Here is a 26,505-nt window from a genome sequence, read left to right as displayed (position 1 = left end):
TGCTCGGATTTTAGACTGATGCAAGTTCCGGCCAGCCCGTTTCCGGACGGTCCAGATGCTTCAGCAGTTCATGATCCGGGGTGTTCGTAAGATCTTTTGTCAGGCTTTTGAAAAGCTTCTTGGACGTTGGCTTGTCCAGGCTTTCACGGATGTCGTGAAGAGACTGTGCCGGAGCTATAAGAAGGATTCCCTCAACATTGCTGTCCTGTGCAGCCTTGTTGATGTGAGCCGCCAGATCTTTCGCGAAGTGCGTCTTGAGCTGCTCCTTCGGGCTTGTATGAGCAGCCTTGAGCGAACCTACATCCTTGGCTGCGTCTGAGCCCTTATGGATATCGAAGTTTTCGATGGTTCTGAGCTGTGAGCCTTCCAGACGAAGGAAACGGGCTTTTTCACCATCAGCGACGACGTAGATGACGGGGTCTTGGGTTGCCATTGTATCAGATCCTTTCCCGATCAATCAGATTGGTCAGGACCTAAACGTGGGCGGAGCGCTGGGGTTGCCCTTCCAGAAGGGCTTACCTCGATTCTTCAAGGCTTAGGATTATGATAAAAAAGGATATTTTTCAGTGAAGGTTATTTTTTTGACGTTTGGATGAATTTTTCTCTTGAATACCGACGGCGATATGATCACTCTCAGTATTGAGCCCACGGAAAACTTTCCCAGAGGGTTCAAGGAGGCAAATATGGCTCTGATGAATACTTTCATGCCGTATATCGGATCGATCGGTGCTGTAATGGCGGTGATCTTTTACAATGCTTCCCGCCGGGTTGAACAGCCAAGTCTTTCCTATGCACGTGTAAAGCGCCGACGATAGCGTCCCGAAAGGGACGCGCATCCCTCGGTTAATGTGTTTTTTCTCTTTCGCCATTTGTAGCCCTGTTTCACACTGAAGGGTACTATGGCCTTCTTTTTCAAAAAACCCCAACATGCCTCTCCGCCTCATGGACGGACAGGCATCCTACTTCTCAATCTCGGTACACCTGATGACACCAGCTATTTGGCGGTGCGTCGGTACCTGAGCGAGTTTCTCTCCGATCGGCGCGTTATCGAAAGTTCGCCGCTGATCTGGCAGCCCATCCTGCAGGGTATCATCCTTACAAAACGACCTTTCGCCAGCGGTGCAAACTATGCACGAATCTGGGATCGGGAGGAGAATGCTTCTCCGTTGCGGGTCTATACTCAGCGTCAGGCTGAGAAGCTTCGCCTTCGGTTAAAAGCAGACGGTGTCCCTGTTGAGTGGGGCATGCGCTATGGCCGCCCATCTGTTGCGCAGGCTGTTGAAAGCCTGATGGACCAGGGATGTGACCGTATCGTCAGTATTCCGCTTTATCCGCAATACTCCTCAGCAACGACTGCCACGGCTAACGATCAGCTTTTCCGGGCATTGATGAAGCTGAGAAAGCAACCAGCTGTTCTGACGGTTCCGTCTTTTCCAGATCATCCGGCATTTGTGCGGGCATTGGAAACATCTGTGTTGAAGACGCTGGAAAGCCTTTCCTTCAAGCCCCAACGAATTGTGGCGTCGTTTCATGGATTGCCAAAAGTCTGTATCGAAAAGGGCGACTCGTATCAGGACGAATGTGTTCGTACGATTGCTGCCTTGCGTCAGGCGTTAGGGCTTTCTGAAGAGCAGATGCCGTTGACGTTCCAGTCGCGCTTCGGGCCGCTTGAATGGATTCAGCCTTATACGGCCCCTTATGTAAGTGCTCTCCCGAAGCAGGGCATCACGAAAATTGCAGTTATCATGCCAGGCTTTATGGCGGACTGTATTGAAACGCTGGATGAAATTGGGAATGAGCTTCGAGAAGAGTTCATGGAAGCGGGCGGGGAAGAGTTTGCGCTTGTGCCCTGTCTGAACGATTCAGACGAGTCGATTGACCTTCTGGAGGTATTGTCTCGTACAGCCCTGAGAGGGTTCGGAGTAGGTTGAAACTGTTTGGATACTCATGAAAAAGGCCCGGCTGTTACCAGCCGGGCCTTTTTTGTTTTTAGTGCTGCGGCGCCTGCGGAGCTGGCGCATTTGTGCCTGGCTCGGGGTGTTCTGCGTCGTACCACTGAGCCTTCTGGTTCACGGACGTCGCATCGTGGTGGCTCTGCCACCAGCCGCCGGTATTCGGGGCTGCCGGATGCTCCTTGTCCCAAAGAGCAGCCTTCTCGCGCAGATCCTTGCGATACAGGTGGCGGCGATACATGCCAGCGGCGCAGCCACCAACGGCGCCAATAACACCATGGTGGTTGGCCAGATGTCCGCCTACGGCACCGGCTGCACCGTACTTGATGCAGCCGCCTGGTTCGGCGAGGGCCGGGGTAGCGGTGAGGAGGGCGGCCAGAGCCAGAGCAGAACGCATTGAGCGTGTCATGGAAGTTTCGTCTCTCTTATCGGTCTCTTGGAAGAAAGAGACTTTCTGAATGTCGAAACTAGGTATGTGGGGGGAAGGTTTCAACTCTCTGGCGAGCAGAGATGGTTTTTAGGGTTGTGTTGCGGCCAGGTTTTTCATATAACTGTGGCATTGAGCCATGAATCGTTAAGCAGATGGCTCAATCATCAATATCAGAAAATGATTTTCATAAGAGGCTGACTCCACGAGGGGGCAGCCTCTTTTTTTATGAGCCTATTAGGATTTCAGGCTGTGGATATTTCGGGTTTTGATCTTTCGGGTCTGCTTGCTGACATTCCGGCCCGCTATGAACTTTGGGTGGCTCTGCTGATTATTGGTTGCAAGCTGATAACGGTTTTCTTGCCTCCTCCACAAAATACATCACGGTTCGGCGGAATTTACCGCGTCATTACCCTTCTGGGGCTGAACTTTGGCTGGGCTGCCAATCGTCTTGAACGGCAGGTCGGTAAAGTTACTTCAGATTCTGGAAGTGGAGAAAGCGTGAAGAAGGACGCTTCTTCTAAAGCGTAAAATACTCTGGCTCTCGAATTACTTGGAATTTTTTCCTGAGAGCCAGAAATTTTTTCAAATACTTATTCAGTATGGATCAGTAAAATTATGAATGCTATTTCCTCCCAGTCTCTGGTGCAGGCAAATTTTTCGCGTCCTGTTCCAACCAAATATCCTGTTTCTCGCTGGACGATTGCGGATGCGCTGAAGGTTCGTACAGACGATCCGACGACAACCATGCCGGTGATCGATTACCAGTTTCCCATTATGTCCAATGACGTCATGATCTGGGACAGCGGTGCGCTGCGTGACATGCACATGCGTACCGTCACGTTCAAAGGCTGGTTCGTCCTGTGGTCGCTTGCCGTGGACAAGATGGATAAGACCAACGCCAAGATTTATGACGAATGGCATTCCCGCAATGACCGCGCTTATATCGGCTACTGGTATAGCCGCGATGGTGTGGAGTGGACCTGGGGCGGCCGACTGTTCCAGACCTCTGCCGATCTGCGTCCGTGGGAATGGTCCGGTTCTCTGGTGATGCGTGAGGGTACCGAGAACAAGGTGGACATGTTCTATACGTCCGTCGGTGCGCCTGATGGCAACTCTGTTCCGGCGGTCAGCTCCGGCACTATTCATGCAGATGATAAGGGTGTCTGGTTCGACGGCTTCGCCACAAGCACGGAAATGTTCAAGGCAGATGGTGTTCATTACGCCAATGCGTCTGAAGATCCATATTTTGATTTCCGTGATCCGCAGCCGTTCATCAATCCGGGCGATGGCCAGCTTTATACGCTGTTTGAAGGCAATGTTCCGGGTGCGCGTGGTCAGTTTGTTATCGGCACGGATGAAATGGGTGCTGTTCCGCCGGGATATGCGGTGGATGCTGGCGCACAATATGGTGCAGCAGCGATCGGTCTGGCCCGGTGTGTTTCTGGCTGGCGCAAGGGGGATTATTCCCGATGGGAGCTGATGCCTGCTCTGGTAACGGCTCTTGGCGTGAACGATCAGACCGAACGTCCCCATTTCGTTTTCAAGGACGGTCTGACCTATCTGTTCACGATCAGCCATCACTCCACGTACACGGGCAAGAGCACGGGGCCTGATGGCGTTTATGGCTTTGTGTCCGAGAAGGGTATTTTCGGCCCATACAAGCCCCTGAATAGCTCAGGGCTTGTACTTGGTAATCCGTCTTCGCAGCCGTATTCGACGTATTCGCACTTTGTAGATGCAGAGGGCTATGTTCAGTCCTTTATCGATACCATTCCGGCTGCCGGTCAGAATGCGGAAAATCCGGATACTTATCGGATTGGCGGTACACTAGCACCGACGGTTCGTCTGGTGCTGGATGGTGATCGGACGTTTCTGACAGAAGTCCATGATTACGCGCAGGTTTTTGCCCAAGCCGCTTGGCCGGCCTCTCTGGCGTATGACGTCAGAGCCTGATTGTCAGAGGCTCAGGTTAAAACGACCTGAGATTTTTTGATAAGGCGTTGATGAAAGCCACTCCTCTACGGGAGTGGCTTTCATTTTTTTCGGAGCGTTTTGGCATGTGCCTTGGCTTTGCTTCGATCAGAACGAAGAACTCCCTGCAAATACGGCATGCCGCTCTGGTTTCTTCATTCTCTGTTCGTGGAGTGTTGATGAATGATTGAGCGTAGACTGGGCAAGTTGCCTCCGCGTCATGATGTACGAACCTATCGGCTTTCGCCCGTTCTGACGGCGCGGGTTCCAGACGTTCCAGAGCACCAGGACTGGTCCCAGGGAGTGCCCTATCAGATGTGGGGTAATGATCAGTTCGGATGCTGTGCTTTTGCAGCTCATGCGGCTTTGACAGCAACCTGGACAAAAGTGGCCCAGGGGCTGGTATTGCTTTCTAGCGAACAAGTTCTCCAGAACTATGGTGCTGTCACGGGATTTAATCCGGTGACGGGTCAGAATGATAATGGCACGATTTTGCTGGAGCAACTGCAATACTGGAAGAGTAATGGATTTGTTCGGCCGGGGCAGACCCGAGATTATCTGACGGCTTACGGTATTATTGATTCCCATTCAGTGAGCGGTATCAAACGCGGTATTTCCTATCTGGGCGGCGTTTTGGCAGGGGTGCAGGTTCCGCGCGGGTTCATGAATCTTCCGTTAGGTACCGATTGGGATTGGGATGCTGTGCAGGACCACGTTTTTGTCGGAGGACATGCTATCGCGCTGACGGGGTACACACCTGACGGTGTATTTTTCAATACGTGGGGCAGCCGGACCTTCATGCCGTGGAATACGTTCCTGAAGATTTGTGATGAGGCTTATGGGCTTGTTAGCAGACAGAACTGGCTCACGGTGCAAGGGCTTTCGCCAAAATCTGAAGACGTACAGGCCCTTGTTGCGGAAATGAGTGCAGCATGAAGCCGATATATTTTTTGCCTGTATGGTTGCTGCTTTCAGGATGTGTCTTTGGTTCTGGTGAACAGACTTCGGTGAGTGCAGCGCTGGCCGGGGTTCAGAAGGATCTGGCTAAAGCTGGTGTCGTCAGTGTTTCAGAGGTTCAGGACTGGTCCACAGAGCAGTCTCATCGCTTTGATGGGAACGTGCGTGCCCTACAATGTTCGCAACACACTCTGGACCCGGTTGTTGCGCTTGTTTCCGGGCCAATGACAATGCAGCTCAATGGTAGTCTGACGCAGTCTGGCTCATTCTCTGTGTCTGCTCTGACAACTGTGCCGGTCATTGGCATTGCCGCAGATGCCAGCCGTTCAAAGACACAACAGTTGAGTTTGCCTGTTCAGTTCGTGCCATTGTCTGCTCTTCCTGATGCGGAGATGCAGCGTGAAGTCGAATATGCCGGTGCTCTGCTCGGGCAACCTGGCGATGTTCGGGATAAAGAGGCAGGCAGAATTCTCAATGCGCGGCAGGCCTTGTACACGCATATTCACGGCCTTCAGGCTCCAGAAATTCTAGCGGAATGTCAGTCTAACCAACCCGTGCATCCCTTTGTTGGGCTGAAACCTCTTTGAAATCAGGGGAGGTGGCCTGACAGCGCCGTGGTCAGGAGATCGAGCAGACGTTCCGGAAAAATGATTTCGGTCGTCTGTTCCAGTTCACCTCTAGACCACCAGTGATGGCCCTTGAGAACGTTCTTTTCGTTGGGCGTCCAGCCGGAAGAGGAGAGCGTGGTCTCTGGTGCACGAAGGGCAAAAAAGCGCTCGTCAGCTAAAACAGTTTCACCACCCGCGAGCGTCAGGACGAATGTTCTCTGACCAATCTCAGAGCTGAGAAAGGGCGCGTTTAATCCTGTTTCTTCGTGCAGTTCGCGTTTTGCCGCCTGAACAAAATTTTCTCCATCCTTCAGGCTTCCGCCGGGCGTGGACCAATAACTTCGCCCAGCCAATGTGCCTGAGGAGTGAAAAAACCTAAAGAGAAGGACGCGATCCTGCTGATCCAGAACCAGTAATCGGGCAGCGGGGCGTTGACGCATAGCAAGTCTCCCGAGAACTGTTCGGGCCATGATTTTAGTATATGAAATTAGGACACGGTTAGAGCGTCAAGTAACTACGCTCTGATCAGATTTTTCTGATAATCCGCTTATCGGCTGGTCGGAGTGAGAGGATTCGAACCTCCGGCCCCTGCGTCCCGAACACAGTGCTCTACCAGGCTGAGCTACACTCCGGCCGACGGCGCTTCTCCTACCGGGAATTTGCTTTCGTGGCAAGAGGATGGGGTGAAAAATCAGATGGAAACCAATATTCTTTTGATACTTTTCCAAGAGAACAGAACGGTAATCGCACGACCCTGAAGATTCCAGATTGGAAGAAGGCCTACACCGCCTTCTGCGACTGAAACACGGGAGTCAGCCGAATTGTCTCTGTTGTCTCCCATGACGAATAATCTTTCTGCCGGGACCGTAAATTCGGGAACGTTATCGAGAGGTCCATGGGGCGTCAGTTTAACAATGTCATGGTGCATTCCGTCTGGAAGCGTTTCTTCATAACGCTCAGCGGAGTAAGTATGCCCGCGACTGTCCTCTTCTTGATCCGGACCCTTATCTTTCCAAGGCAATATTTTCCCGTTCAAGAGAATTCGACCATCCATCAGGGCAATTCTGTCTCCAGGAAGACCGATGACGCGTTTGACCCATGTTTCATGAAGATTTGCGGGAGCCCGAAACACAGCGATGTCGCCTCGGTGTGGCAAATGCCCAAAGATGCGTTTTGGCGTTATTTGGGCGAACGCGTAGCCGAAGGGTAGAGAGGCTGTGCTTAGGCCATAAGAAGGTGCAGAAACGATAATTTCGTCACCGATCTTTAAGGTCGGTTGCATCGACGCCGATGGAACGATGTAGGCCGCGCCAAGCGCTGTATGAATGAATAGTACACCCAAAACAGGTGGCAGCGCAGGCAGCAGTTTTCGGAAAATCTGAAGATGTTTCATTGCGGTCTCTCCAAGATCGGAGAGTGCCATACGGCAGGCGTTCCGCAACTTAAGCCTTGGACAGGCTATGTCAGGAAAATTGCAGGTGACCTGTCATAATGGTCACCTGCAAAGACGTGTTAGAGAGCTTTTTCGAGTGCCGGAAGCACTTCAAACAGGTCACCCACGATACCGTAATCGGCAACGCGGAAGATTGGGGCTTCAGGGTCTGTGTTGATGGCCACGATCACGCGGCTATCCTTCATGCCAGCCAGATGCTGGATTGCGCCAGACAGTCCGACGGCGATGTAGAGTTCTGGTGCCACGATCTTGCCGGTCTGCCCGACCTGCATTTCGTTCGGAGCAAAACCAGAGTCCACTGCCGAACGGGACGCACCAATTGCGGCATTCAGCTTGTCAGCGATCGGTTCAAGCAGCTTGAAGTTGGCTGCATCCTTCATGCCTTTACCGCCAGAAATAACCACCCGGGCGGATTCCAGTTCCGGACGATCGGACGCTGACAACTCAACCTTCACGAAAACTGACTTTTCGCTGGTTGGAGCTTCCAGTGTTTCGACCGCTGCAGAACCGCCATCCTTTGGAGCAGGATCAAAGCTGGAACTGCGAATGGTCAGAACCTTGATGCTATCGGCAGAACGAACCGTTGCCAGTGCATTGCCCGCGTAGATGGGACGCACGAACGTCTCGGCGTCCTTGATCTCCACAACATCCGGCACAGGTTGTACGTCAAGCAGGCCCGCCAAGCGCGGCAGGATATTCTTTCCACTTGCTGAGGCCGATGCCACGATGTGGCTGTAGTCCTTTGCGATGGACGCCAGCAGGTCGGCGGCAGGCTCGGCCAGATCCGTGGCCAGAACTGGCACGGACAGAACCCGCTTTACCCTGGGAAGGGCTGCGGCGGCGCTGGCGCCTTCACCAAAAACGATGGCGTCTACATCGCCAAAGCGTGCGGCGGCTGTCAGGGCTGAACGTGACGCCTGACGAACTTCACCATTCTCGACTTCGAGCAGAACAAGAGCGGTCATCAGATCACCTTCGCTTCTGTCTTGAGCTTTTCGACCAGTTCGGCCGCACTGCCCAGCTTGATACCTTCTTTGCGTTCCGTCGGCTCTGCGACAGATACGATGGTCAGGCGGGAGGCAAGATCAACGCCGAGATCTGCGGCTTCAAGCGTTTCAAGTGGCTTCTTACGAGCCTTCATGATGTTCGGGAGAGACGCATAGCGTGGCTCGTTGAGGCGCAGATCCGCCGTCACCACGGCGGGAAGCGCCAGGGAGACAACTTCCGTACCACCGTCGATCTCACGAGCGACTTCAATACGACCGTCCGCAACGGTCACTGCGCTGGCGAACGTGCCCTGAGGCCAGCCGAGCTTTGCTGCCAGGATCTGGCCCGTTGCATTCATGTCATCGTCAATGGCCTGCTTGCCCATGCAGACAAGACCAGGCTGTTCGCGTTCGACAATGGCTTTCAGCGCATTGGCGACGGCGCGAGGCTCAAGAGTATCATCTGTTTTGACCAGAATGGCCCGGTCTGCACCCATGGCCATTGAGGTACGCAGAATATCCTGCGCCGCCTGAACACCAATGGTCACCACGACCACTTCGGTTGCTACGCCTTTTTCGCGCAGGCGGATGGCTTCTTCCACCGCAATTTCATCGAACGGATTCAGAGACATTTTCAGTCCCTGCGTTTCGACACCACTACCATCGGCCGCTACACGTACCTTGACGTTGTAATCGACCACCCTTTTGACTGGGACCAGAATTTTCATCGTGATCTTTCGCTGCTGACGCCGCTGGAAAAACGGCCGCCACCGTAGCGGAAATGGATCAGGAAGTCACATTCCGGTCAGGAAGCGGCCCGTCTGTTTGAAGGATTTACATCCCGACAGGGTAGTTCGGGCCGCCGCTACCTTCTGGCGTGCACCATTCAATGTTCTGCGTCGGGTCCTTGATATCGCAGGTTTTGCAATGGACGCAGTTCTGCGCATTGATGCGTAGCGACCAGTCATTGTCTCCACTCTTTTCCTGCTCATACACACCTGCCGGACAGTAACGGCTCTCTGGCGCGTCAAACACGTCATGATTGACGGTGCGCCAGATGGCTTCGTTCCGCAGCTTCAGATGGACAGGCTGGTTTTCTTCGTGATTTGTCGCACTTAGGAAAACCGAGCTGACACGATCGAAGGTCAGGACATTGTCTGGCTTCGGATAGTCGATCTGCTCGCACAACGCCGCTGGACGTAAAGTCTCATTGTCTGCGTGCGGATGATGCAGTGTCCAAGGTGCGCGGCCGCGCAGGATCATGCTGTCGATGCCAGCGTAGAGCGCGCCAGCCTTCATACCCCATTTAGCGAAAGCCGGACGGATATTGCGGACATCGCGCAATTCGGACCAGAGCCAGGAATTGCGGACGCGCTCTGTCAGGCTTGAAGCTTCTGTACGCTCGGTCTGGAGTGCTTCGGCTACAGCCTCAGCGGCCAGCATGCCGGACTTCATGGCGGTATGTGTTCCCTTGATTTTGGGAACGTTCAGGAAGCCTGCCGAATCGCCGGCCAGAACGCCGCCGGGGAATGTCAGGCGTGGAATGGACTGAAGTCCACCTTCCGAGAGCGCACGGGCGCCGTAGATCAGGCGCTTTCCACCTTCAAAATGTTCCCGGAATGCCGGGTGCAGCTTCGTACGCTGCATTTCCTCAAAGGGGGAGAGGTAGGTGTTGCTGTAGTCGAGGCCGGTCACGAAACCGTAGCTGACCAAATTTTCCCCGAAATGATAGAGCCATGCGCCACCGTAGGTGTGGTCGTCCAGTGGCCAGCCGAAGCTGTGCTGAACGAGGCCCGGGCGGTGCTTTTCCTTCGGGATTTCCCAGACTTCCTTGATGCCCAGGCCATAAGTCTGCGTATCGACATCTTTGCGCAGGCCGAAACGCTTCATGGCGTGGGCGCTCAGCGAGCCACGTGCGCCTTCGGTCAGGATTGTCTGTTTGGCACGCAGGATCATGCCGGGCGTGAAGTTGGAGCCATGTGTGCCATCGCGCTCAATGCCCATGTCGCCCGTAATGACGCCAGCAACGCGATTATTTTCGATGAACAGCTCAGCGCCCGCAAAGCCGGGGTAGATCTCAACGCCCAGTGCTTCTGCCTGTTCACCCAGCCAGCGACAGACTTCCCCCAGAGACACCACATAATTTCCGTGGTTCGCCATATGGGGCATGACACGATCCAGATAGGGAATCTGAATGGCGCGCTTTTCCGTCAGGAAAAGCATGCGCTCTTCCGTGACTTCTGTATTCAGGGGGGCACCAAGAGAGCGCCAGTCTGGCAGGAGTTCCTCAAGCGAACGCGGTTCGATGACAGCACCAGACACGATGTGCGCACCGATTTCGCTGCCTTTTTCGATCAGGCAGACCGAGGCGTCCGGAGCAATCTGTCGCAGGCGGATTGCCGCGGACAGACCGGCGGGGCCACCACCGACCACCACGACATCGAATTCCATTTCTTCGCGTTCGATCTGGGTCATGATGTCAGGAACTCACTGTAGTCAGATAAAAGGGCGGCGCCTCAAGGGCGCCGGGTAAATGTCCAGTAGAAAGGCTGTCGACCTTCCCGGAAGGCTTTGGCCTCATATCGGGTTGGGGACCATCCTTCGGGACGTTCCGTTTCCGGAGGCGGTGCATCAAACAGATCCTGTTTGCCCATCACTTCCGTCACCCATTCCTGATAGACCGGATGATCGCTGGCGACGCGCCAGATTGCTCCAGGTTTCAGAACGCGGTGAACCTCCTTGAGGTTTTCCGGGTGGATGAAACGGCGCTTCGCATGGCGTGATTTGGGCCATGGATCCGGAAACATCAGATAAGCCCGATCCAGACAATTGTCTGGCATATCCTTCAGGAGTTGCCGAGCGTCTTCTGGCCAGATCCGGAAATGAGGCGGAGGCTCGGCTGTCTCGTCCTGTCCTTCTGGGACAAGACGCGACATAAGCGAGCACAAGCCGTTCTCGAAAACTTCAGAAGCAATGTACCCGACATCCGGGTTCATTTCAGACTGTGCGGCGGCATGCTCGCCGCCACCAAATCCGATTTCGAGAAAAACGCGCGATACAGGCGTAGAAAATCCGGCTGTCGGATTTTCAGCAGACGCGAATGTAAAGCGCGGCAGAACGTCTTCGAGAAGGCGCTGCTGCCTGGCCCGGAGCGGATGGCCGCGTTGGCGGCCGTAAAGCCGCTCCGGCTGGGGTTTGAGAGACTGTGTCAGGGTCTTACCTGTTCAGTGCGTTACGGAGGGTGTCGACCAGATCTGTCTTTTCCCACGTGAAGTTGTCCAGAGCCTCATTCGGCACACGACCGAAGTGACCATAGGCAGACGTCGGAACATAGATCGGGCGGTTCAGGCGCAGGTGCTTGCGGATTCCGCGCGGGGACAGATCCACAACTTCATTGAGGAGCAGGCCAAGGCGTGCTTCGTCGATGTCCTTGCCTGTGCCATCGAGGTCCACATAGACCGAGAGCGGCTTGGAGACGCCGATTGCATAGCTGAGCTGGATCGTGCAGCGATCTGCAAGACCAGCAGCAACAACGTTCTTGGCAAGGTAGCGCGCAGCATACGCAGCCGAACGGTCAACCTTCGTAGGATCCTTGCCGGAGAATGCGCCACCACCATGAGGGGCTGCACCGCCGTAGGTGTCCACGATGATCTTGCGGCCGGTCAGGCCAGCGTCGCCATCCGGGCCACCAATGACGAAGTTGCCGGTCGGGTTCACATAGAACTCGTCTTCCGGGCAACTCCAGCCATTCGGGAGAACGTCATTGACGACGCCGCGAAGCGTTTCGCGGATCGTGTTCTGGCTCATGCCTTCAGCGTGCTGCGTGGAAATCACGACAGAAGTGACGCCAACCGGCTTGCCATCGACATAACGCAGCGTGACCTGGCTCTTCGCATCCGGAAGAAGGCCAGCGCCACGGGCGTCGCCGTTCTTGCGGTAGTCGCGGATACGCTCAAGGATCGTCTGGGCGTAGAACAGCGGAGCCGGCATCAGGTTTTCGGTTTCGCGAGTGGCGAAGCCGAACATGATGCCCTGATCGCCAGCGCCTTCGTCCTTGTCGCTGCCGCTGTCAACGCCCTGGGCAATGTCAGCAGACTGTGCGTGAAGGTAAGACGTGATGTCAGCCGTTTTCCAGGAGAAGCCAGCCTGGTCGTAGCCGATGTCCTTGATGGCCTCACGGACGCGGTCGATCAGCGTGTCTTCGACGGCCTCGGGGCCACGGACTTCACCGGCCAGAATGACACGGTTCGTGGTGACCAGCGTTTCACAGGCAACGCGGGCTTCCGGATCGGCTTCAAGATAAGCGTCCAGAACTGTGTCGGAGATACGGTCTGCCACCTTATCGGGATGGCCCTCGGAAACAGATTCAGAGGTGAACAGGAAATCGCCGTGATTGCGCACTCAGGGACCTCGCAGGGAATGAGTGGTGAGAAGGGCTGCAGACGTCATGACGAACGGATGCAGCATTCAGGAGAGGCACGGCTTGGCGGAATTGAACGCAGGGGTCAAGGGGCTTAGGAAAACTTGGACATTTTTTCTGTGAAATCCAAAGGGAAGTCTTTGGAAAATCAGGAAAACCGACAGGAGTATTCACGTTTCCTCATGGTGCGAAATCAGGGGGAGACGACTGCCTTCAATCTCGATATTGTGGGCCGCAGGTGAAAGCACCGTATTTTCATGAGGCACCAATGGCGTACGTCGTAAGTTTCTTTAGCGGTAAAGTCTGTCTTGTTACGGGTGCCGGGGGCAATATTGGCCTCGCGACTGCACTTCGGCTGGCAGAAATGGGCACGGAAATTGCTCTGCTCGACATGAATCCGGACGCTCTGGCCAAGGCGGAAGCCGCTGTGCGGGAGAAGGGCGTGAAAGCTGCGTCCTATGTCTGTGACGTCACATCCGAGCAGTCAGTGATCGATGTTGTCGGCCGCGTTGTCGAAGAGTTTGGAAAAATCGATTTCCTCTTCAACAATGCCGGATATCAAGGTGCCTTTGCCCCGGTTCAGGATTATCCGTCTGAAGATTTCCCGCGTGTTCTGAACATCAATGTCACAGGCGCCTTCCATGTGATGAAGGCTGTCTCACGGCACATGATCGAGAACGGTTACGGTAGCATCGTGAATACTGCCAGCATGGCCGGTGTAAAAGGACCGCCGAACATGGCGGCTTACGGGGCATCCAAAGGTGCCATCATCGCCCTGACGGAAACTGCAGCCCAGGATCTGGCACCCTACAACATCCGCGTTAACGCCATCAGCCCTGGTTATATGGGCCCTGGTTTCATGTGGGATCGACAGGTGGAACTGCAGGCCAAGGCCAACACGCAGTACTTCTCCACCAATCCTGAAGAAGTTTCCAAGCAGATGATCGGTAGTGTGCCGATGCGCCGTTATGGCGATATCAGCGAAATCCCAGGCGTGGTGGCGTTCCTTCTGGGCGACGACTCCAGCTTTATGACGGGTGTGAACCTCGAAATTTCGGGCGGCTAACCACTGAATACTTCGCCGGAAAGATCAGTCTTTCCGGCGAAGAACATCTGCCATGCCGTAAAGGCCGGGAGGCTGATGGGCCAGCCAGCGTGCAGCCATCAGTGCACCGCGGGCGAAAACCCGTCGATCCAGCGCACGATGAGACAGGGTGATTTGTTCATCTGCGGCCATGAAGAGAAGATCGTGCTCGCCAATAATCTGCCCCCCGCGCAGTGAGGCAAACCCAATAGCGCTATCCGGTCGCGCGCCGTTCTGATTCAGGCGAGCAACATCCTCGAATGCTACGTTTCGTCCTTCAGCAACTGCGCGTCCAATGGCCAGCGCGGTGCCGGACGGTGCATCAACTTTCTGCCGGTGATGAATCTCTACAATCTCCGCATCATAACCTGGCAGCCCTGCGCCAAGCTGCTTCGCGAGCTCCAGAAAAAGCGTCAACGCCGGGGAGAAATTGGCAGCCTGTAAAACCGGAATATGTTTTGCAGCGTCGCTCACGGCAGCCTGGGCCGTAGCGTCAAGGCCGGTCGTTCCCAGAACCCACGGGCACTTTGCCGCTGTGAAGGCTTCTGCATGGGTTACTGCGGTTGAAGCATGGCTGACGTCGATAATGACGTCGCAGCGTGTCGCTAATTCTGCCGGGTTATTGGTGATGCTGCGTGCTGCATCTGCGTGACGGGACAGCCCGCCAGCCAGGGAGTCTCCCGCTTCTTCGGCGCAGAGAGCGCCCAGACGTCCAGTGATGCCAGCGATACCGATGCGGGGAGAAGTCGTCATAATCCGTGCCTGACCGTCAGAAACTGTTGGGCGCAACCTAAGGGATTATTGGCGTGCGTCAAAACGGAGGCGGGCATTTTCAATCTGATCCCGGTGTGTGACAGCCCAGCGTCCGAAGGCTTCGGTAATGCTTTGCAGAGAGTGCCCGAGATCCGTCAATTCATAATCCACGCGAGGCGGAGTGGTAGGGGTAACGGTGCGGGCAACCAGCCCATCGCGTTCCAGATTGCGCAATGTCAGCGTGAGCATGCGTTGTGAAATACCTTCGATGGAACGACGCAGTTCACTAAAACGCATGGAGCCATCTCCCAGCATCCGCACGATCAGGATGCTCCACTTGTCTCCCACGCGCGCCAGAATGGCCCGGACAACGGCGCATGTATCGCTCTCATGAGCTTCTGGAGGGGGAAGGGTACTAACATCCATGTGCCTATGATCCCTGAATGTGCCGTCTTGCGGAGGTGAGGAAAAGGTTTCTTATCATGTGCTGGTTACGATCAGGAACCGAAAGAGATTACAATGAAACTGCTTCATATCGATTCCAGCATTCTTGGCGGATATTCCGCAACACGCCAGCTGAGTGTGGCGATTGTGGACCGCTATCGTCAGAAGCATCCGGATCTGGACGTTATATCCCTTGATCTGGCAGCGAACCCGCTTCCTCACCTGGACGGCGAAGCTCTGTCTTTTCTGGGCAAGGACCTTACGGAAGACGCTGCCTCCAACAAGGATCTGGTCGCGGGCGCGAAAGCCCTCTCCGATTTTAAGGAGGCCGACATTCTCGTACTCGGTGTGCCGATGTACAACTTCGGCATTCCGAGCCAGCTCAAGGCATGGATCGATCGCATTGCCATTGCCGGACAGACATTCCGCTACGGTGCGAATGGTGTCGAAGGACTTGCCGGCGGTAAGACCGTGATTCTCGCCGTGGCGCGTGGCGGCATTTATTCGGAAGGCACGCCGCAGGCTGCTTTTGAGCATCAAGTCACTTATCTTAAGGCCGTTCTTGGCTTCCTTGGCGTCACGGACGTGAAGGTCATTGAAGCAGAAGGCTTGGCAGTCAATGGCGGCAATGATCGCCCTCGCATCCTTGCAGAAGCGGAAAGCGTCATCGCCGCCCTTTGACAATTAGTCAGTCACGCCGGTATCCGGTCCGAACGTCTCATAACGCAGACGGTCGGCCGGAATGCCGGCTTTTGAGAGCCCCTGAATCATGTCACGCATGAACCCTGTTGGGCCGCATAGGTAGCAGGTGGCTTTTTCCGGAATGCGATCAGCGATCCATGCTGCATCCGGGCGCCCGTCAACGGATGTCAGGCGTGTATGAAGCGTAATTGGGCTTTTCGCCTCTTGGGCAAGGCTGCTCAGCTTTCCTGAAAACGGTGCGGCCGTTTCAGAATGGGCAATCTGAATAATACTGACCGCTGGTGAGCCTGCCTGCGCTGCCAAAGACTCGACCATCCCGATCATGGGTGTCATTCCAATGCCCGCACAGATGAAGGCGAGGGGTGTGTCGCTCTTCTGGGGAAGGACAAACTCACCTGCTGGCGGCGACAGTCGAACCTGATGGCCCTTGCATTCCGAACTATTGAGCCATGTGGAAACCACACCGTTCGGAACATGACGCACGCTGATGGTGTAAAAATCGTGGTTGGGGCGCGATGTGATGCTATAGTTACGTCTGGTCTGCCCATGTCCCGGAATATTTAGGTCCACACCCAGATATTGGCCGGGGATAGCCTGAATGACGGTTTTGCCGTCTGTAGGCTTCAGTTCCAGCGTCGTGACATTGTCGCATTCGCGCGTTGCATTGATGATCGTGAAGTCGCGCCATCCAGTCCAGCCACCTTCTGCATGTGTGCTGGCGTCATAAAGCTGGCCTTCCCGGCCCATCAAAATGTCAGCCAGAGCCCAGTAAGCACGGCCCCATGCATCCAGAATTGCAGGTGTCGCGGCGTCTCCCAGAACATGTTGAATCGCGCCGATCAGGGCAGTGGCCACATGAGGGTAATGCTCTGGCAGAATTTCCAGGCTGACATGCTTCTGGGCAATGCGCTCAACCGCTCCACCCATCACTCCGAGATTATCGATGTTCCGGGCATAGGCCAGGACGGCCATGGCGAGCGCGCGTGGCTGCGTTCCTTTGGATTGATGGGTCGGATCAAACATCTCAGCAATGGCCGGATCAGCCAGAAGGCGGCGGTACATCTCACTGGTGATGTCGAGACCATGCGCTTCGAGGGCCGGAATGGTCGCCTTGATGGTGGCAATGACGTCTGGCGTGAGGCTGCGGTCGGAAGAGGACATGATGGATCTTCTTAAAGGTGTATAATAAATACATCTTTAAGCGCGTGACTTCTGACTGTCAATCTGCCAGAGGACTCGTATGCGCCTGACCCTGCATACCGACTATGCCTTGCGGACCCTGCTCTACATCGGGGCACGCCCAACTGTACGCGTCTCCATCCGCGAAATTGCCGAGGCGTACGGCATCTCTGAAAACCATCTGGTGAAGGTTGTGCATCGTCTGGGGCAGGGGCGTTTTATTACCACCGTACGAGGTCGTGGCGGTGGCCTGACGTTGGGCCGCCCAGCACAGGACATCGGTGTGGGAGAGGTCGTCCGGTTTACGGAAGACGATATGATGCTCGTGGACTGTGAGGGCCGGGCAACAGGAAGCCGTGCCTGTGTTCTGTCTCCTTCCTGCCGCTTGCGTGGCGTGCTGGGAGAGGCGCTTTCCGCATTTCTGGGCGTGCTCGATCGCTACACTCTGGCAGATCTTCTTCAGCCTGCGGATCTGGCCAGACTGTTTCCAGAATTAGCCGAACCCCCGTCCAACAATATTGAAAAAAACTGATTTCCCTGCCGCTCCAGCAGGGTTGAACCGCGTCCTTTGAATGATCCGTGCAATGTGATTGGAAGAGTCTCCAATCCCGCGCGAAGGTCAGTCGTTACTTCTGGTCATGTGACTGAAGAAAAGGATGTAGTGTTCATGCCTGATGCAAAAATGGCCGAGCAGGTGTCAAAAACTCCCGGATTTATCGCAGCTCTTGATCAAAGCGGCGGATCGACTCCCAAGGCTCTGGCACACTATGGCATCGGGCCGGATGCCTACTCGAACGACGCGGACATGTTTCGTCTGATGCACGAAATGCGCGTTCGCATCATTTCCTCTCCTGCTTTCCAGAGCCACGAGGTCCTTGCTGCAATCCTGTTTGAGAAAACAATGGATGGCACGGTCGAGGGCACGCCAGTGCCGTCCTATCTATGGAAAACCTGTGGAATCGTTCCGTTTCTGAAGATCGATAAAGGTCTGGAAGACGAAAAGGACGGTGTTCAGCTCATGAAGCCCATTCCGGGCCTGGATGAACTGCTGGAACGAGCGGCGAAGCTGGGCATATACGGTACCAAGGAACGGTCAGTGATCCGTCTGGCCAATCCTGCTGCCATTAAGAGCATTGTTCAGCAGCAGTTCGATATTGCAGCGCAGGTGGCATCGCACGGACTCGTCCCCATCCTTGAGCCGGAAGTGCTGGTGAAGAGCCCGGAAAAGGCTGAGGCTGAAGCGCTCCTTGAAGACGCTGTTCTGAGTGGATTGGAAGCACTTCCGGGAGATTATCCGGTGATGCTGAAGGTGACGTTGCCTGAAAAGCCGGACCTGTATGCCCGCGTGATGAAGCATCCGCGCATGCAGCGCGTTGTCGCGCTTTCAGGCGGTTATCCTCTCGATGAAGCCTGCCAGAAGCTCAAAGCCAATCATGGCATGATCGCCAGCTTCTCGCGGGCTCTCGTGGATGATCTGCGCGTTTCACAGTCCGATCAGGCGTTCAACGAAACCCTGAGTAAGGTCGTGGACAAGATTTACGACGCTTCTGTTCACAAGATCTGAACAGCGGCTTGAGAGGCGGGTGAGCGTACGAAATCCGCGCGCCATTCGCCTCTGATCCAGAAATTTCAGCAATCCAGCTTCGGGCTGGCAAAGGGCTTTTAGTTACTGAAAGCCCATAGGGAAGGCATGCGTCATGAGCACGACCCTCTGGCTAATTCGCCACGGCGAAACAGAATGGACCATCAGCGGCCAGCACACGGGGCGTACGGATATTGCCCTGACGGAAAATGGACGTAAGCAGGCGCTGTCTCTGAAGAGCCGGTTAGAACATCAGAACTTTGATCGGGTGTTCACCAGTCCGCTTCAGCGGGCGCATGAAACCTGCGTTCTTGCCGGGCTGGGCGAGCAGGTTCAGATCGAGCCTGATCTCATGGAATGGAATTATGGCGTGTACGAAGGGCTCACCACGCCGGAAATTTTGAAAGCCGAGCCCGACTGGTCTTTGTGGACGTCTGACGTGGAAAATGGCGAGACGGCCGCCCAGGTTCAGAAACGGGTCAGTGGCTTGCTGGAGCGGCTGACGGCACAGGGAGGAACGATTGCCCTGTTTGCGCACGGTCATATTCTCCGCAGCTTGATTGGTGTGTGGATTCATAATGATGTGCGACTTGGGGAAAATCTGGCCCTGGATACGGCATCAGTGTCTGTTCTTGATGTTCATCGAGGCGCACGCGTTTTACGCAGGCTGAATGCCTGATCGGCAAGGATGAGGAGCCAGTGCCGCGTTCCTGCCGGGAGTTTTGTGCAACATAACGTCAGAGCAGACGATAGTGCCTTGGTTGTCATCAAACAGGCTGGCAGTCTCCCGTTCATTGAAGACGATGAACACTCATGGGAGCTGCCAGATGATTATTTCCTCAGCCACTGATTATCGTGAGGCAGCCCGACGCCGTCTGCCGCCTTTTCTGTTCCAGTATATTGATGGCGGTTCCTACGCAGAGCAGACAATGCGGCGGAACATCACAGACCTTGCAGATATTTCCCTACGACAACGCATCTTGAAAAACGTGTCCGGTTTGACGACCGGGACTGAGTTGTTCGGGCGCAAACTGAATATTCCTGCGGTTCTTGCCCCTGTGGGACTGACGGGCATGTATGCTCGCCGCGGGGAAGTGCAGGCAGCAAGGGCTGCGGCGCGGAAGGGTATTCCTTTCACGTTGTCCACAGTATCTGTGTGTCCCATCGAGGAGGTGCAGGGCAGAAGCCCGGTGCCCATCTGGTTCCAGCTTTATGTTCTCAAAGACAGGGGATTCATGAAGAATGCCCTGGAGCGCGCGAAAGCTGCGGGCATTACGACTCTGGTGTTCACCGTGGATATGCCGACGCCGGGCGCGCGTTATCGCGATGCCCATTCGGGCATGTCCGGCTCTCATGCGAATATCCGGCGTTATCTTCAGGCCGTGACCCATCCTATGTGGGCTTGGGATGTGGGTCTTCGTGGCAGACCTCACGATTTGGGCAATATTTCGCGCTATCGCGGAAATCCAACCAAGCTGGAAGATTATATCGGCTGGCTCGCCAATAATTTTGATCCGTCCATTAGCTGGAAAGATCTGGAATGGATCCGCGAGTACTGGGATGGTCCCATGATTATCAAAGGTATTCTCGATCCTGAGGATGCCAAAGATGCTGTCCGTTTTGGTGCGGATGGTATTGTTGTTTCCAATCATGGTGGTCGCCAGCTTGATGGGGTTCTCTCCAGCGCGCGCGCACTTCCGCCGATTGTGGATGCCGTGAAGGGCGACCTGAAAATCCTGGCAGATTCAGGCATTCGATCCGGCCTCGATATCGCCCGGATGGTTGCGATGGGGGCCGATGCTGTCCTGCTGGGGCGCGCCTTCGTCTACGCGCTTGCTGCCGGTGGCCAGAAAGGTGTGGAGAATGTGCTCGACATCATGGAGAAGGAGCTCCGTGTTGCCATGACCCTGACAGGGGCGAGTGCCATATCCGATCTGACACCAGAGAGTCTTGCGCGGCTGGCCGTGGAGTGCAGGTGATCTTTGTCGAGCTCTGCCGCATAAACTGAGGCGCTGTTCCAAAAGCTATATCGGGGTGTTTTGACCCACCCCGCACCCGTTAAGGGGCAGATTTAATAATTGCGGATCAAAGAAAAAGATCCGCAATTTTAAAAGCTGTAGCAATCAGCCCCGGCGCAGGTTTGTCGTGATCAAAGGTCGCTCTATTCGCGAGCTCAAAGCATGTGCCTCAATGAATGGATATAGAGGAAATGTTCCCGTTTTCTGCGACACGTCACCAGGAGAATATCTCTAAAACTGGCGATCTTCAGACTTGATGCGGTTCTGGACTGAAGCCTGATGATCGGTCAGCATGCAGTAACTGCCGCTCGTCGTATGGCGGCGCTTCACGGGCTTTGCTCCACCCGAAAAGGATGATGTTCATGCTGCGCGGTATTGCTCTCACCCTAGTCCTTGTTACGACCACACTCTGTGGGTCCAGTCTCCAGGCCAAGTCACAGAGCCAGAGTAAGGGACGCGTACTGGTCGTTCTTTCCAGCGCAAATGAACTCACATTGCGCAGCGGTCAAAAGTATCCCACGGGCTTCTATCTCAATGAATTCGCAGTCCCGGTAAAAGCCCTGATCCAGGCTGGCTATGAACCCGTATTCGCTGACCCGAAAGGCAATGCTGTGAAGTGGGACGCACACTCTGCATCCCCTCGATATTTTGGAGGCAGTGAGAAAGCTCTACAGGATACGATACAGTTCGTCGAAGGCCTAGACTCACTCCAACATCCCCGCTCTCTCGCTTCGGTCAATGCTGAGGGGATTGATGGCTATGTTGGGATCGTTATTCCCGGTGGCCATGCACCACTAGAGGATCTGATGACCGATCCTGATCTGGGGAAGATCCTGCGTGCTTTCCACTCTGCTGGAAAAACGACCGCTCTTATCTGTCATGGTCCTGTGGCACTGGCGTCCAGCTTGCCAGATGCCAGCGGTTTTCATGACGCGCTGATGACCGGCAACATGAATGACATTCGCCAACTGGCAGCAGGATGGCCCTACGCAGGCTACCGTATGACCGTTTTTTCGATACCAGAAGAGCACTTCGCCGAAACGCATCAACTCAACGGACAAGTTTTTTTCTACCCCGCTACCGCGCTGACGGATGCAGGAGCTACTGTTGAGACGGCCAAAGCCTGGACCTCTAACGTCGTGACAGACCGTGAGCTTATCACGGCACAGCAGCCGTTTTCCGATAAAGAATTTAGTGGGGCTTTAATAAAAGCTCTCGATAATCAGACAAAACCACAGGACGTGCCGTCGCTTAAATGACGTCTCCTGACAGCGTTCATGTCTGTGGTTGAAGGTGGAAAACAATAAATCCCGCCGCAGAAGTGCGAGTTAGCAGCAGGGATTTTCCAAAAAAATACCCCTCCGTTTCGGGAGGGGTATTTTAAAATCAGCGACCTTCGAAGAAATCACGGACCTTGGCAAAGAAGCCGCTGTTTTCAGGGCTTGCCTTGGCGTGATCGTCACCCGCTTCTTTCTCGAACTCTTCAAGAAGTTCGCGCTGGCGCTTGGTCAGGTGATGCGGTGTTTCCACCGAGACCTGAATGTACATGTCCCCACGGGCAGAAGACCGCAATACGGAGAATCCCTTGCCGCGCAGGCGGAAGGTTTCACCTGTCTGCGTCCCTGCAGGAATGCGGACACGGGTGCGGCTTCCATCAATAACAGGAACCTCAACCTCCGTCCCCAGTGCAGCCTGCGTCATGCGCAGCGGAACGCGGCAGTAGATATTGGCGCCGTCACGCTGGAAGATGTCATGCGACAGGACCGAGACGTGCACATACAGATCGCCGGGCTGTACACCTTCTCCCCCGGCTTCACCGCGGCCTGCCATGCGGATGCGCGTGCCATCCTCAACGCCAGCCGGGATTTCGATCTGAAGGGTTTCAGTCTTTGCCTGGGTGCCTGTGCCCTGACAGACCTTGCACGGATTGCGAACCGTACGGCCTGACCCATGACAGGTGGGGCAGGGACGCTCGACAAGGAAGAAACCCTGCTGCGCGCGGACTTTACCCGCACCGTGGCAGGTAGCGCAGGTTGTGCTGCCACCACCGGCATCCGCGGAGCCAGAACCATGACAGGATTCACAGGCAACGCGCGTGCGGACTTCAACGCTCTTGGTCACGCCGGAGAAGGCTTCAGTCAGACTGATTTCAACCTGAACCTGAACGTCAGCACCTGTACGACGTCCACCGCCACGGCGGCCGCCCATCATGTCTCCGAACATCTGGTCAAAGATGTCCCCAAGACCACCAGCGCCGAAACCACCAAAGCCGCCGCCGCCGCCCATTCCACCCATGCCGCCGTCAAAGGCTGCGTGTCCGTACTGGTCGTAGGCTGCGCGCTTCTGCTCGTCTTTCAGGACGTCATAGGCTTCGTTGATTTCCTTGAATTTCTGCTCGGCTGCATCATCACCAGGGTTACGATCCGGGTGATAACGCATGGCTTGCTTGCGGAAAGCTTTCTTCAGCTCATCTCCGGAAGCAGTACGCGAAACTTCGAGGCTTTCGTAGTAATCGATCTTCGTGGCCATGATCGGTCCTTGTCTGAGGGCCGGAAACAAGAATGGCGCCCACCCCCTTGCGGGAACGGGCGCCCTTCGGAAAACAGGTCAGGCGGGGCGGGAAGCCCCACCTGGGGAAGTCACCCGATCAGTGCTTCTTGCTGTCGTCGACGTCTTCAAAGTCGGCGTCGACAACGTTTTCGTCCTTGGCTTCCGCACCCGCAGCTTCACCACCCTGCTGGGCCTGATCTGCCTGATACATGGCCTGACCAACCTTCATGGCAGCCTGCGTCAGACGCTCGCTTGCGCTCTTCAGCGTTTCGACATTCTCGCCACCCAGAGCTTCACGGGCTGCTGCAATAGCGGCTTCTGCTTCAGACTTGTCTGCAGCCGGAACCTTGTCGCCACCTTCCGTGAGGGACTTCTCGGTCTGGTGGATCATGCTCTCGGTGCTGTTGCGCAGCTCGACCAGCTCGCGCTTGGCCTTGTCAGCGGAAGCATTCGCTTCAGCTTCCTTGACCATGCGATCGATGTCACCGTCGGACAGACCACCAGAAGCCTGGATCTTGATCTGCTGTTCCTTGTTCGTCGCCTTGTCCTTGGCGGACACGTTGACGATACCGTTGGCATCAATGTCGAACGTAACTTCAATCTGCGGAACGCCACGCGGTGCCGGAGCAATGCCCTGCAGGTCGAAGTTGCCAAGCAGCTTGTTGTCCGCTGCCATCTCACGTTCGCCCTGATAGACCTTGATGGTCACGGCGTTCTGGTTGTCTTCAGCCGTGGAGAAGGTCTGGCTCTTCTTGGTCGGGATCGTCGTGTTGCGGTCGATCAGGCGGGTGAACACGCCCCCCAGCGTCTCGATACCCAGTGACAGCGGCGTCACGTCGAGGAGCAGAACGTCCTTCACGTCACCCTTCAGGACGGCGCCCTGAACGGCTGCACCGATAGCGACCACTTCGTCAGGATTGACGTTGCGTGCCGGATCCTTGCCGAAGAATTCCTTAACCGTCTCGATGACCTTCGGCATACGGGTCATGCCGCCAACGAGGATGACTTCGTCAATCTCGCTCGTGGACACGCCTGCATCCTTGATAGCCGAACGGCACGGACCAAGCGTACGCTGAACCAGATCGTCAACCAGGCTCTCCAGCTTGGCACGGGACAGCTTGACGACAAGGTGCTTCGGGCCGGACGCATCAGCCGTGATGAACGGCAGGTTGATCTCGGTTTCCTTGGAGGAGGAAAGCTCGATCTTGGCCTTTTCAGCGGCTTCCTTCAGACGCTGCAGAGCAAGCTTGTCGCCACGCAGGTCGATGCCTTGGTCCTTTTTGAACTCATCGGCCAGGAAGTCGATGACGCGGTTATCAAAGTCTTCACCACCCAGGAACGTATCACCGTTCGTGGACTTCACTTCGATCACGCCGTCAGAGATCTCGAGGATGGAAACGTCGAACGTACCACCACCAAGGTCATACACAGCCACCGTGCCGGAATCGCGCTTGCCAAGGCCATAAGCCAGTGCAGCTGCGGTCGGCTCGTTAATGATACGCAGGACTTCGAGGCCGGCAATCTTGCCAGCGTCACGAGTGGCCTGACGCTGTGCGTCGTTGAAGTAAGCCGGAACCGTGATGACGGCCTGTGTAACCGTTTCACCGAGGTAGGACTCGGCCGTTTCCTTCATCTTGCCAAGAACGAATGCAGCGATCTGGGACGGGGCGTAATCTTCGCCACGGGCGCGAACCCATGCATCGCCGTTGTCGCCCTTGACGATTTCATAAGGGACCATGCCCTTGTCCTTGGCGACGGTCGGGTCATCGTAACGACGACCGATCAGACGCTTGACGGCATACAGGGTGTTGGTCGGGTTTGTGACAGCCTGACGCTTCGCGGCCTGTCCAACCAGACGCTCACCGTTTTCGGTGAATGCGACCATGGACGGCGTCGTACGTGCGCCTTCGCTGTTTTCAATAACGCGGGTCTCGTCGCCTTCACGCACTGCAACGCAGGAGTTGGTCGTGCCGAGGTCAATACCGATGACTTTGCTCATAATATGTCCTTTCAGCGGCTCGCTTCGGCCCTGTCAGGCACCGGGGCGAACCCTTGTGACGTAAAATCCGATCCATCAAGGGATCGTGTTTCCGAGACCAGATTTAGGCGGGGCAGCAAAGTGTTTCAAGCCTTGGCGGTAACATCTTTCATGAAAAATATACGTTCGCATCATTCAGGAAACGGTTGTGACTTCCGCTTGGCCACGGAATGGTCCACTTTGAGATAAGTCATGAAAATTAATCTGATATTCCGGGCCGCGCCCCTGGCTGCACTTATCTGTCTTGCTGCCTGTGGGCCGATAGGGCCATCCAGGCTTCAGCATGACGAGCTTGAATACTCGCGCGCTCTGGGCGAATCCCAGAAGCACGAGATGCTCCTGAATATCGTTCGCCTGCGCTATGCCGATCCGCCGACGTTTCTGGATACGACGCAGGTCATTGCCGGATATAGCGTATCCAAGAGCGTGAGTGGCGGCTTCTATGCCTATCCTGCCACTGCTGTCGGCAATTATCTCTTCGGAACGGGGACGATGACGTCGGGTGAAAGTCCGACCTTCACCTATCAGCCGGTGACGGGGCAGCAATACGCCGAGAATATCGTGCGGCCAATTTCTCCCACTGTTATCATGCCCCTGAGTCTCGGTGGTCTTCCCATTGACACCCTCTTGCGCCTGACAGCGCAGTCGATCGATGGACTGTCCAACGTGCGAGGGCTGGGAGCAGGACCATTTGGCGGAGGCTCTGTCCGCTTTTATCTTTTGCTGCATGATCTGCGTCAGCTTCAGATCGCAGGCGCGATGACTATCCGCATCACGACCGATGCGCCGCCTCCGACCGATGACAACAATAACAAGAAGAATTCTTCAAAGCCGGAAAACGGCAACGGCCAAGAGCATTCCTATCTGGTGCTGTCTTCGACATCTGATAGCAGCCTTCTCTCGACGCAGGCGGAAGTGCGCCGCCTCCTGCATCTGGACGCCCAGGCTGAAGAGGCGGAAATTGTTTACGGCCCCTATCCGAAGCATCCTGGGCAGATTGCCATTCTGACGCGCTCGATGCTCGCGATGCTCACGCAGCTTGCTTATGAGGTTGAGGTTCCGGAAGAGGACATCAAGGTCGGCCGGACACCGCCAACGATCGGGCAGGTTGGTATCGAGAACCGACCGGAAGTTGTCATCCATTCAGGACACAAGGTTCCTGACCGCCGATATGCGGCGGTTGAATATAATGACATGTGGTTCTGGATCGATGAGAAAGACTTCCAGAGCAAGCTCGCCTTCACAATGGTTCAGGTCCTCAGTGCTCTCGCTGCCACCAACCATACAGGTGGCGCAGTGGTCACGATTCCAGCTGGATAATGCTGATATTTGCTGAAATGATCATTTCAGCAAATAGTTCCAAGCACATTTTTGTTAC

General features: G+C 55.3%; 27 protein-coding genes and 1 tRNA gene. 13 read left to right on the top strand and 15 right to left on the bottom strand.

Annotated elements, in window-relative coordinates:
* Window positions 1-10: 10 nt before the first annotated feature.
* Complete coding sequence (locus R5H23_RS09855) at window positions 11-433, bottom strand: host attachment protein (RefSeq protein ID WP_046900557.1); 423 nt, start codon at window positions 431-433, stop codon at window positions 11-13.
* Between the two features lie 466 nt (window positions 434-899).
* Here R5H23_RS09855 and hemH point away from each other — a divergent pair, with 466 nt between their 5' ends.
* Window positions 900-1,931, top strand: a complete 1,032-nt coding sequence (hemH, locus tag R5H23_RS09850; protein WP_317215281.1) for a ferrochelatase — start codon at window positions 900-902, stop codon at window positions 1,929-1,931.
* Between the two features lie 58 nt (window positions 1,932-1,989).
* Here hemH and R5H23_RS09845 read toward each other — a convergent pair whose 3' ends face one another.
* Entirely contained in the window at window positions 1,990-2,361 is a 372-nt protein-coding gene (locus R5H23_RS09845; RefSeq protein ID WP_046900560.1) for a hypothetical protein, read from the bottom strand.
* 246 nt (window positions 2,362-2,607) lie between these two features.
* Here R5H23_RS09845 and R5H23_RS09840 point away from each other — a divergent pair, with 246 nt between their 5' ends.
* From R5H23_RS09840 to R5H23_RS09825, 4 genes are all read left to right on the top strand, one after another.
* Window positions 2,608-2,910, top strand: coding sequence for a hypothetical protein (locus R5H23_RS09840; protein WP_317215280.1), 303 nt, complete (start codon window positions 2,608-2,610; stop codon window positions 2,908-2,910).
* Window positions 2,911-2,997: 87 nt separating this feature from the next.
* The gene (locus tag R5H23_RS09835) at window positions 2,998-4,335 is read left to right on the top strand and encodes a glycoside hydrolase family 68 protein (RefSeq protein ID WP_317215279.1); all 1,338 of its coding nucleotides are present in this window, start codon (window positions 2,998-3,000) and stop codon (window positions 4,333-4,335) included.
* A gap of 201 nt (window positions 4,336-4,536) precedes the next feature.
* Entirely contained in the window at window positions 4,537-5,289 is a 753-nt protein-coding gene (locus tag R5H23_RS09830) for a hypothetical protein (RefSeq protein WP_086633555.1), read from the top strand.
* Entirely contained in the window at window positions 5,286-5,897 is a 612-nt protein-coding gene (locus R5H23_RS09825) for a hypothetical protein (protein WP_317215278.1), read from the top strand. Before R5H23_RS09830 ends, R5H23_RS09825 begins: the two co-directional genes overlap by 4 nt.
* A 2-nt stretch (window positions 5,898-5,899) precedes the next feature.
* Here R5H23_RS09825 and R5H23_RS09820 read toward each other — a convergent pair whose 3' ends face one another.
* The 8 genes from R5H23_RS09820 to metK form a co-directional block, all read right to left on the bottom strand.
* On the bottom strand, window positions 5,900-6,358 hold the full coding sequence (locus tag R5H23_RS09820; RefSeq protein ID WP_317215277.1) for an NUDIX domain-containing protein: 459 nt from the start codon (window positions 6,356-6,358) through the stop codon (window positions 5,900-5,902).
* A 115-nt stretch (window positions 6,359-6,473) separates the two neighbouring features.
* Window positions 6,474-6,550 (bottom strand) — tRNA-Pro (locus R5H23_RS09815).
* 59 nt (window positions 6,551-6,609) lie between these two features.
* Window positions 6,610-7,311: a signal peptidase I gene (gene lepB, locus R5H23_RS09810; RefSeq protein ID WP_317215276.1), complete on the bottom strand. Its 702-nt coding sequence runs from the start codon at window positions 7,309-7,311 to the stop codon at window positions 6,610-6,612.
* A gap of 119 nt (window positions 7,312-7,430) precedes the next feature.
* A complete protein-coding gene (locus R5H23_RS09805; protein ID WP_317215275.1) occupies window positions 7,431-8,336 on the bottom strand; it encodes an FAD-binding protein in 906 nt (301 codons plus the stop codon).
* Window positions 8,336-9,085, bottom strand: a complete 750-nt coding sequence (locus R5H23_RS09800; RefSeq protein ID WP_211500430.1) for an electron transfer flavoprotein subunit beta/FixA family protein — start codon at window positions 9,083-9,085, stop codon at window positions 8,336-8,338. The genes R5H23_RS09805 and R5H23_RS09800 overlap by 1 nt, the downstream gene beginning before the upstream one ends.
* 106 nt (window positions 9,086-9,191) lie before the next feature.
* On the bottom strand, window positions 9,192-10,832 hold the full coding sequence (locus R5H23_RS09795; RefSeq protein WP_064275661.1) for an electron transfer flavoprotein-ubiquinone oxidoreductase: 1,641 nt from the start codon (window positions 10,830-10,832) through the stop codon (window positions 9,192-9,194).
* 41 nt (window positions 10,833-10,873) lie between these two features.
* The gene (locus R5H23_RS09790) at window positions 10,874-11,569 is read right to left on the bottom strand and encodes a tRNA (guanosine(46)-N(7))-methyltransferase TrmB (protein ID WP_080951434.1); all 696 of its coding nucleotides are present in this window, start codon (window positions 11,567-11,569) and stop codon (window positions 10,874-10,876) included.
* A 4-nt stretch (window positions 11,570-11,573) separates the two neighbouring features.
* The gene (metK, locus tag R5H23_RS09785) at window positions 11,574-12,758 is read right to left on the bottom strand and encodes a methionine adenosyltransferase (protein WP_064275660.1); all 1,185 of its coding nucleotides are present in this window, start codon (window positions 12,756-12,758) and stop codon (window positions 11,574-11,576) included.
* A gap of 287 nt (window positions 12,759-13,045) precedes the next feature.
* Between metK and R5H23_RS09780 the strand changes: the two genes are divergently transcribed.
* Window positions 13,046-13,843: an SDR family NAD(P)-dependent oxidoreductase gene (locus R5H23_RS09780; protein WP_064275659.1), complete on the top strand. Its 798-nt coding sequence runs from the start codon at window positions 13,046-13,048 to the stop codon at window positions 13,841-13,843.
* A gap of 24 nt (window positions 13,844-13,867) precedes the next feature.
* Here R5H23_RS09780 and dapB read toward each other — a convergent pair whose 3' ends face one another.
* A complete protein-coding gene (dapB, locus tag R5H23_RS09775; RefSeq protein WP_317215274.1) occupies window positions 13,868-14,614 on the bottom strand; it encodes a 4-hydroxy-tetrahydrodipicolinate reductase in 747 nt (248 codons plus the stop codon).
* Between the two features lie 45 nt (window positions 14,615-14,659).
* The gene (locus R5H23_RS09770; RefSeq protein WP_064275657.1) at window positions 14,660-15,040 is read right to left on the bottom strand and encodes a helix-turn-helix domain-containing protein; all 381 of its coding nucleotides are present in this window, start codon (window positions 15,038-15,040) and stop codon (window positions 14,660-14,662) included.
* Between the two features lie 93 nt (window positions 15,041-15,133).
* Here R5H23_RS09770 and R5H23_RS09765 point away from each other — a divergent pair, with 93 nt between their 5' ends.
* Window positions 15,134-15,739 (top strand): FMN-dependent NADH-azoreductase, encoded by a 606-nt coding sequence (locus R5H23_RS09765; protein ID WP_099211537.1) that lies wholly within the window; start codon window positions 15,134-15,136, stop codon window positions 15,737-15,739.
* A gap of 3 nt (window positions 15,740-15,742) precedes the next feature.
* Here R5H23_RS09765 and R5H23_RS09760 read toward each other — a convergent pair whose 3' ends face one another.
* On the bottom strand, window positions 15,743-16,921 hold the full coding sequence (locus R5H23_RS09760) for a globin domain-containing protein (RefSeq protein WP_317215273.1): 1,179 nt from the start codon (window positions 16,919-16,921) through the stop codon (window positions 15,743-15,745).
* 79 nt (window positions 16,922-17,000) lie between these two features.
* On the opposite strand from R5H23_RS09760, the gene R5H23_RS09755 reads away from it, so the two are divergent.
* The 5 genes from R5H23_RS09755 to R5H23_RS09735 all read left to right on the top strand — a co-directional run bounded on the left by R5H23_RS09755 (window position 17,001) and on the right by R5H23_RS09735 (window position 21,798).
* Window positions 17,001-17,471: an Rrf2 family transcriptional regulator gene (locus R5H23_RS09755; protein WP_264649007.1), complete on the top strand. Its 471-nt coding sequence runs from the start codon at window positions 17,001-17,003 to the stop codon at window positions 17,469-17,471.
* A 135-nt stretch (window positions 17,472-17,606) separates the two neighbouring features.
* Complete coding sequence (locus R5H23_RS09750; RefSeq protein ID WP_211500436.1) at window positions 17,607-18,503, top strand: fructose bisphosphate aldolase; 897 nt, start codon at window positions 17,607-17,609, stop codon at window positions 18,501-18,503.
* A 133-nt stretch (window positions 18,504-18,636) separates the two neighbouring features.
* Window positions 18,637-19,200, top strand: coding sequence for a histidine phosphatase family protein (locus R5H23_RS09745; protein WP_317215272.1), 564 nt, complete (start codon window positions 18,637-18,639; stop codon window positions 19,198-19,200).
* 148 nt (window positions 19,201-19,348) lie between these two features.
* Complete coding sequence (gene lldD, locus R5H23_RS09740) at window positions 19,349-20,500, top strand: FMN-dependent L-lactate dehydrogenase LldD (protein ID WP_317215271.1); 1,152 nt, start codon at window positions 19,349-19,351, stop codon at window positions 20,498-20,500.
* A gap of 401 nt (window positions 20,501-20,901) precedes the next feature.
* A complete protein-coding gene (locus R5H23_RS09735) occupies window positions 20,902-21,798 on the top strand; it encodes a type 1 glutamine amidotransferase domain-containing protein (RefSeq protein ID WP_317215270.1) in 897 nt (298 codons plus the stop codon).
* A 127-nt stretch (window positions 21,799-21,925) separates the two neighbouring features.
* On the opposite strand, the gene dnaJ is transcribed toward R5H23_RS09735, so the two are convergent.
* Window positions 21,926-23,068, bottom strand: a complete 1,143-nt coding sequence (gene dnaJ / locus R5H23_RS09730) for a molecular chaperone DnaJ (RefSeq protein WP_064275651.1) — start codon at window positions 23,066-23,068, stop codon at window positions 21,926-21,928.
* A gap of 118 nt (window positions 23,069-23,186) precedes the next feature.
* Window positions 23,187-25,088, bottom strand: coding sequence for a molecular chaperone DnaK (dnaK, locus tag R5H23_RS09725; RefSeq protein WP_099211549.1), 1,902 nt, complete (start codon window positions 25,086-25,088; stop codon window positions 23,187-23,189).
* Window positions 25,089-25,319: 231 nt separating this feature from the next.
* Between dnaK and R5H23_RS09720 the strand changes: the two genes are divergently transcribed.
* The gene (locus R5H23_RS09720) at window positions 25,320-26,447 is read left to right on the top strand and encodes a hypothetical protein (protein WP_317215269.1); all 1,128 of its coding nucleotides are present in this window, start codon (window positions 25,320-25,322) and stop codon (window positions 26,445-26,447) included.
* Window positions 26,448-26,505 lie beyond the last annotated feature (58 nt).

The organism is Gluconobacter sp. GP1 (assembly GCF_032913585.1).
GTDB lineage: Bacteria > Pseudomonadota > Alphaproteobacteria > Acetobacterales > Acetobacteraceae > Gluconobacter > Gluconobacter cerinus.
Note: the sequence above shows the minus strand (reverse complement) of the source record. Positions and strands in the feature narration are given on the sequence as shown.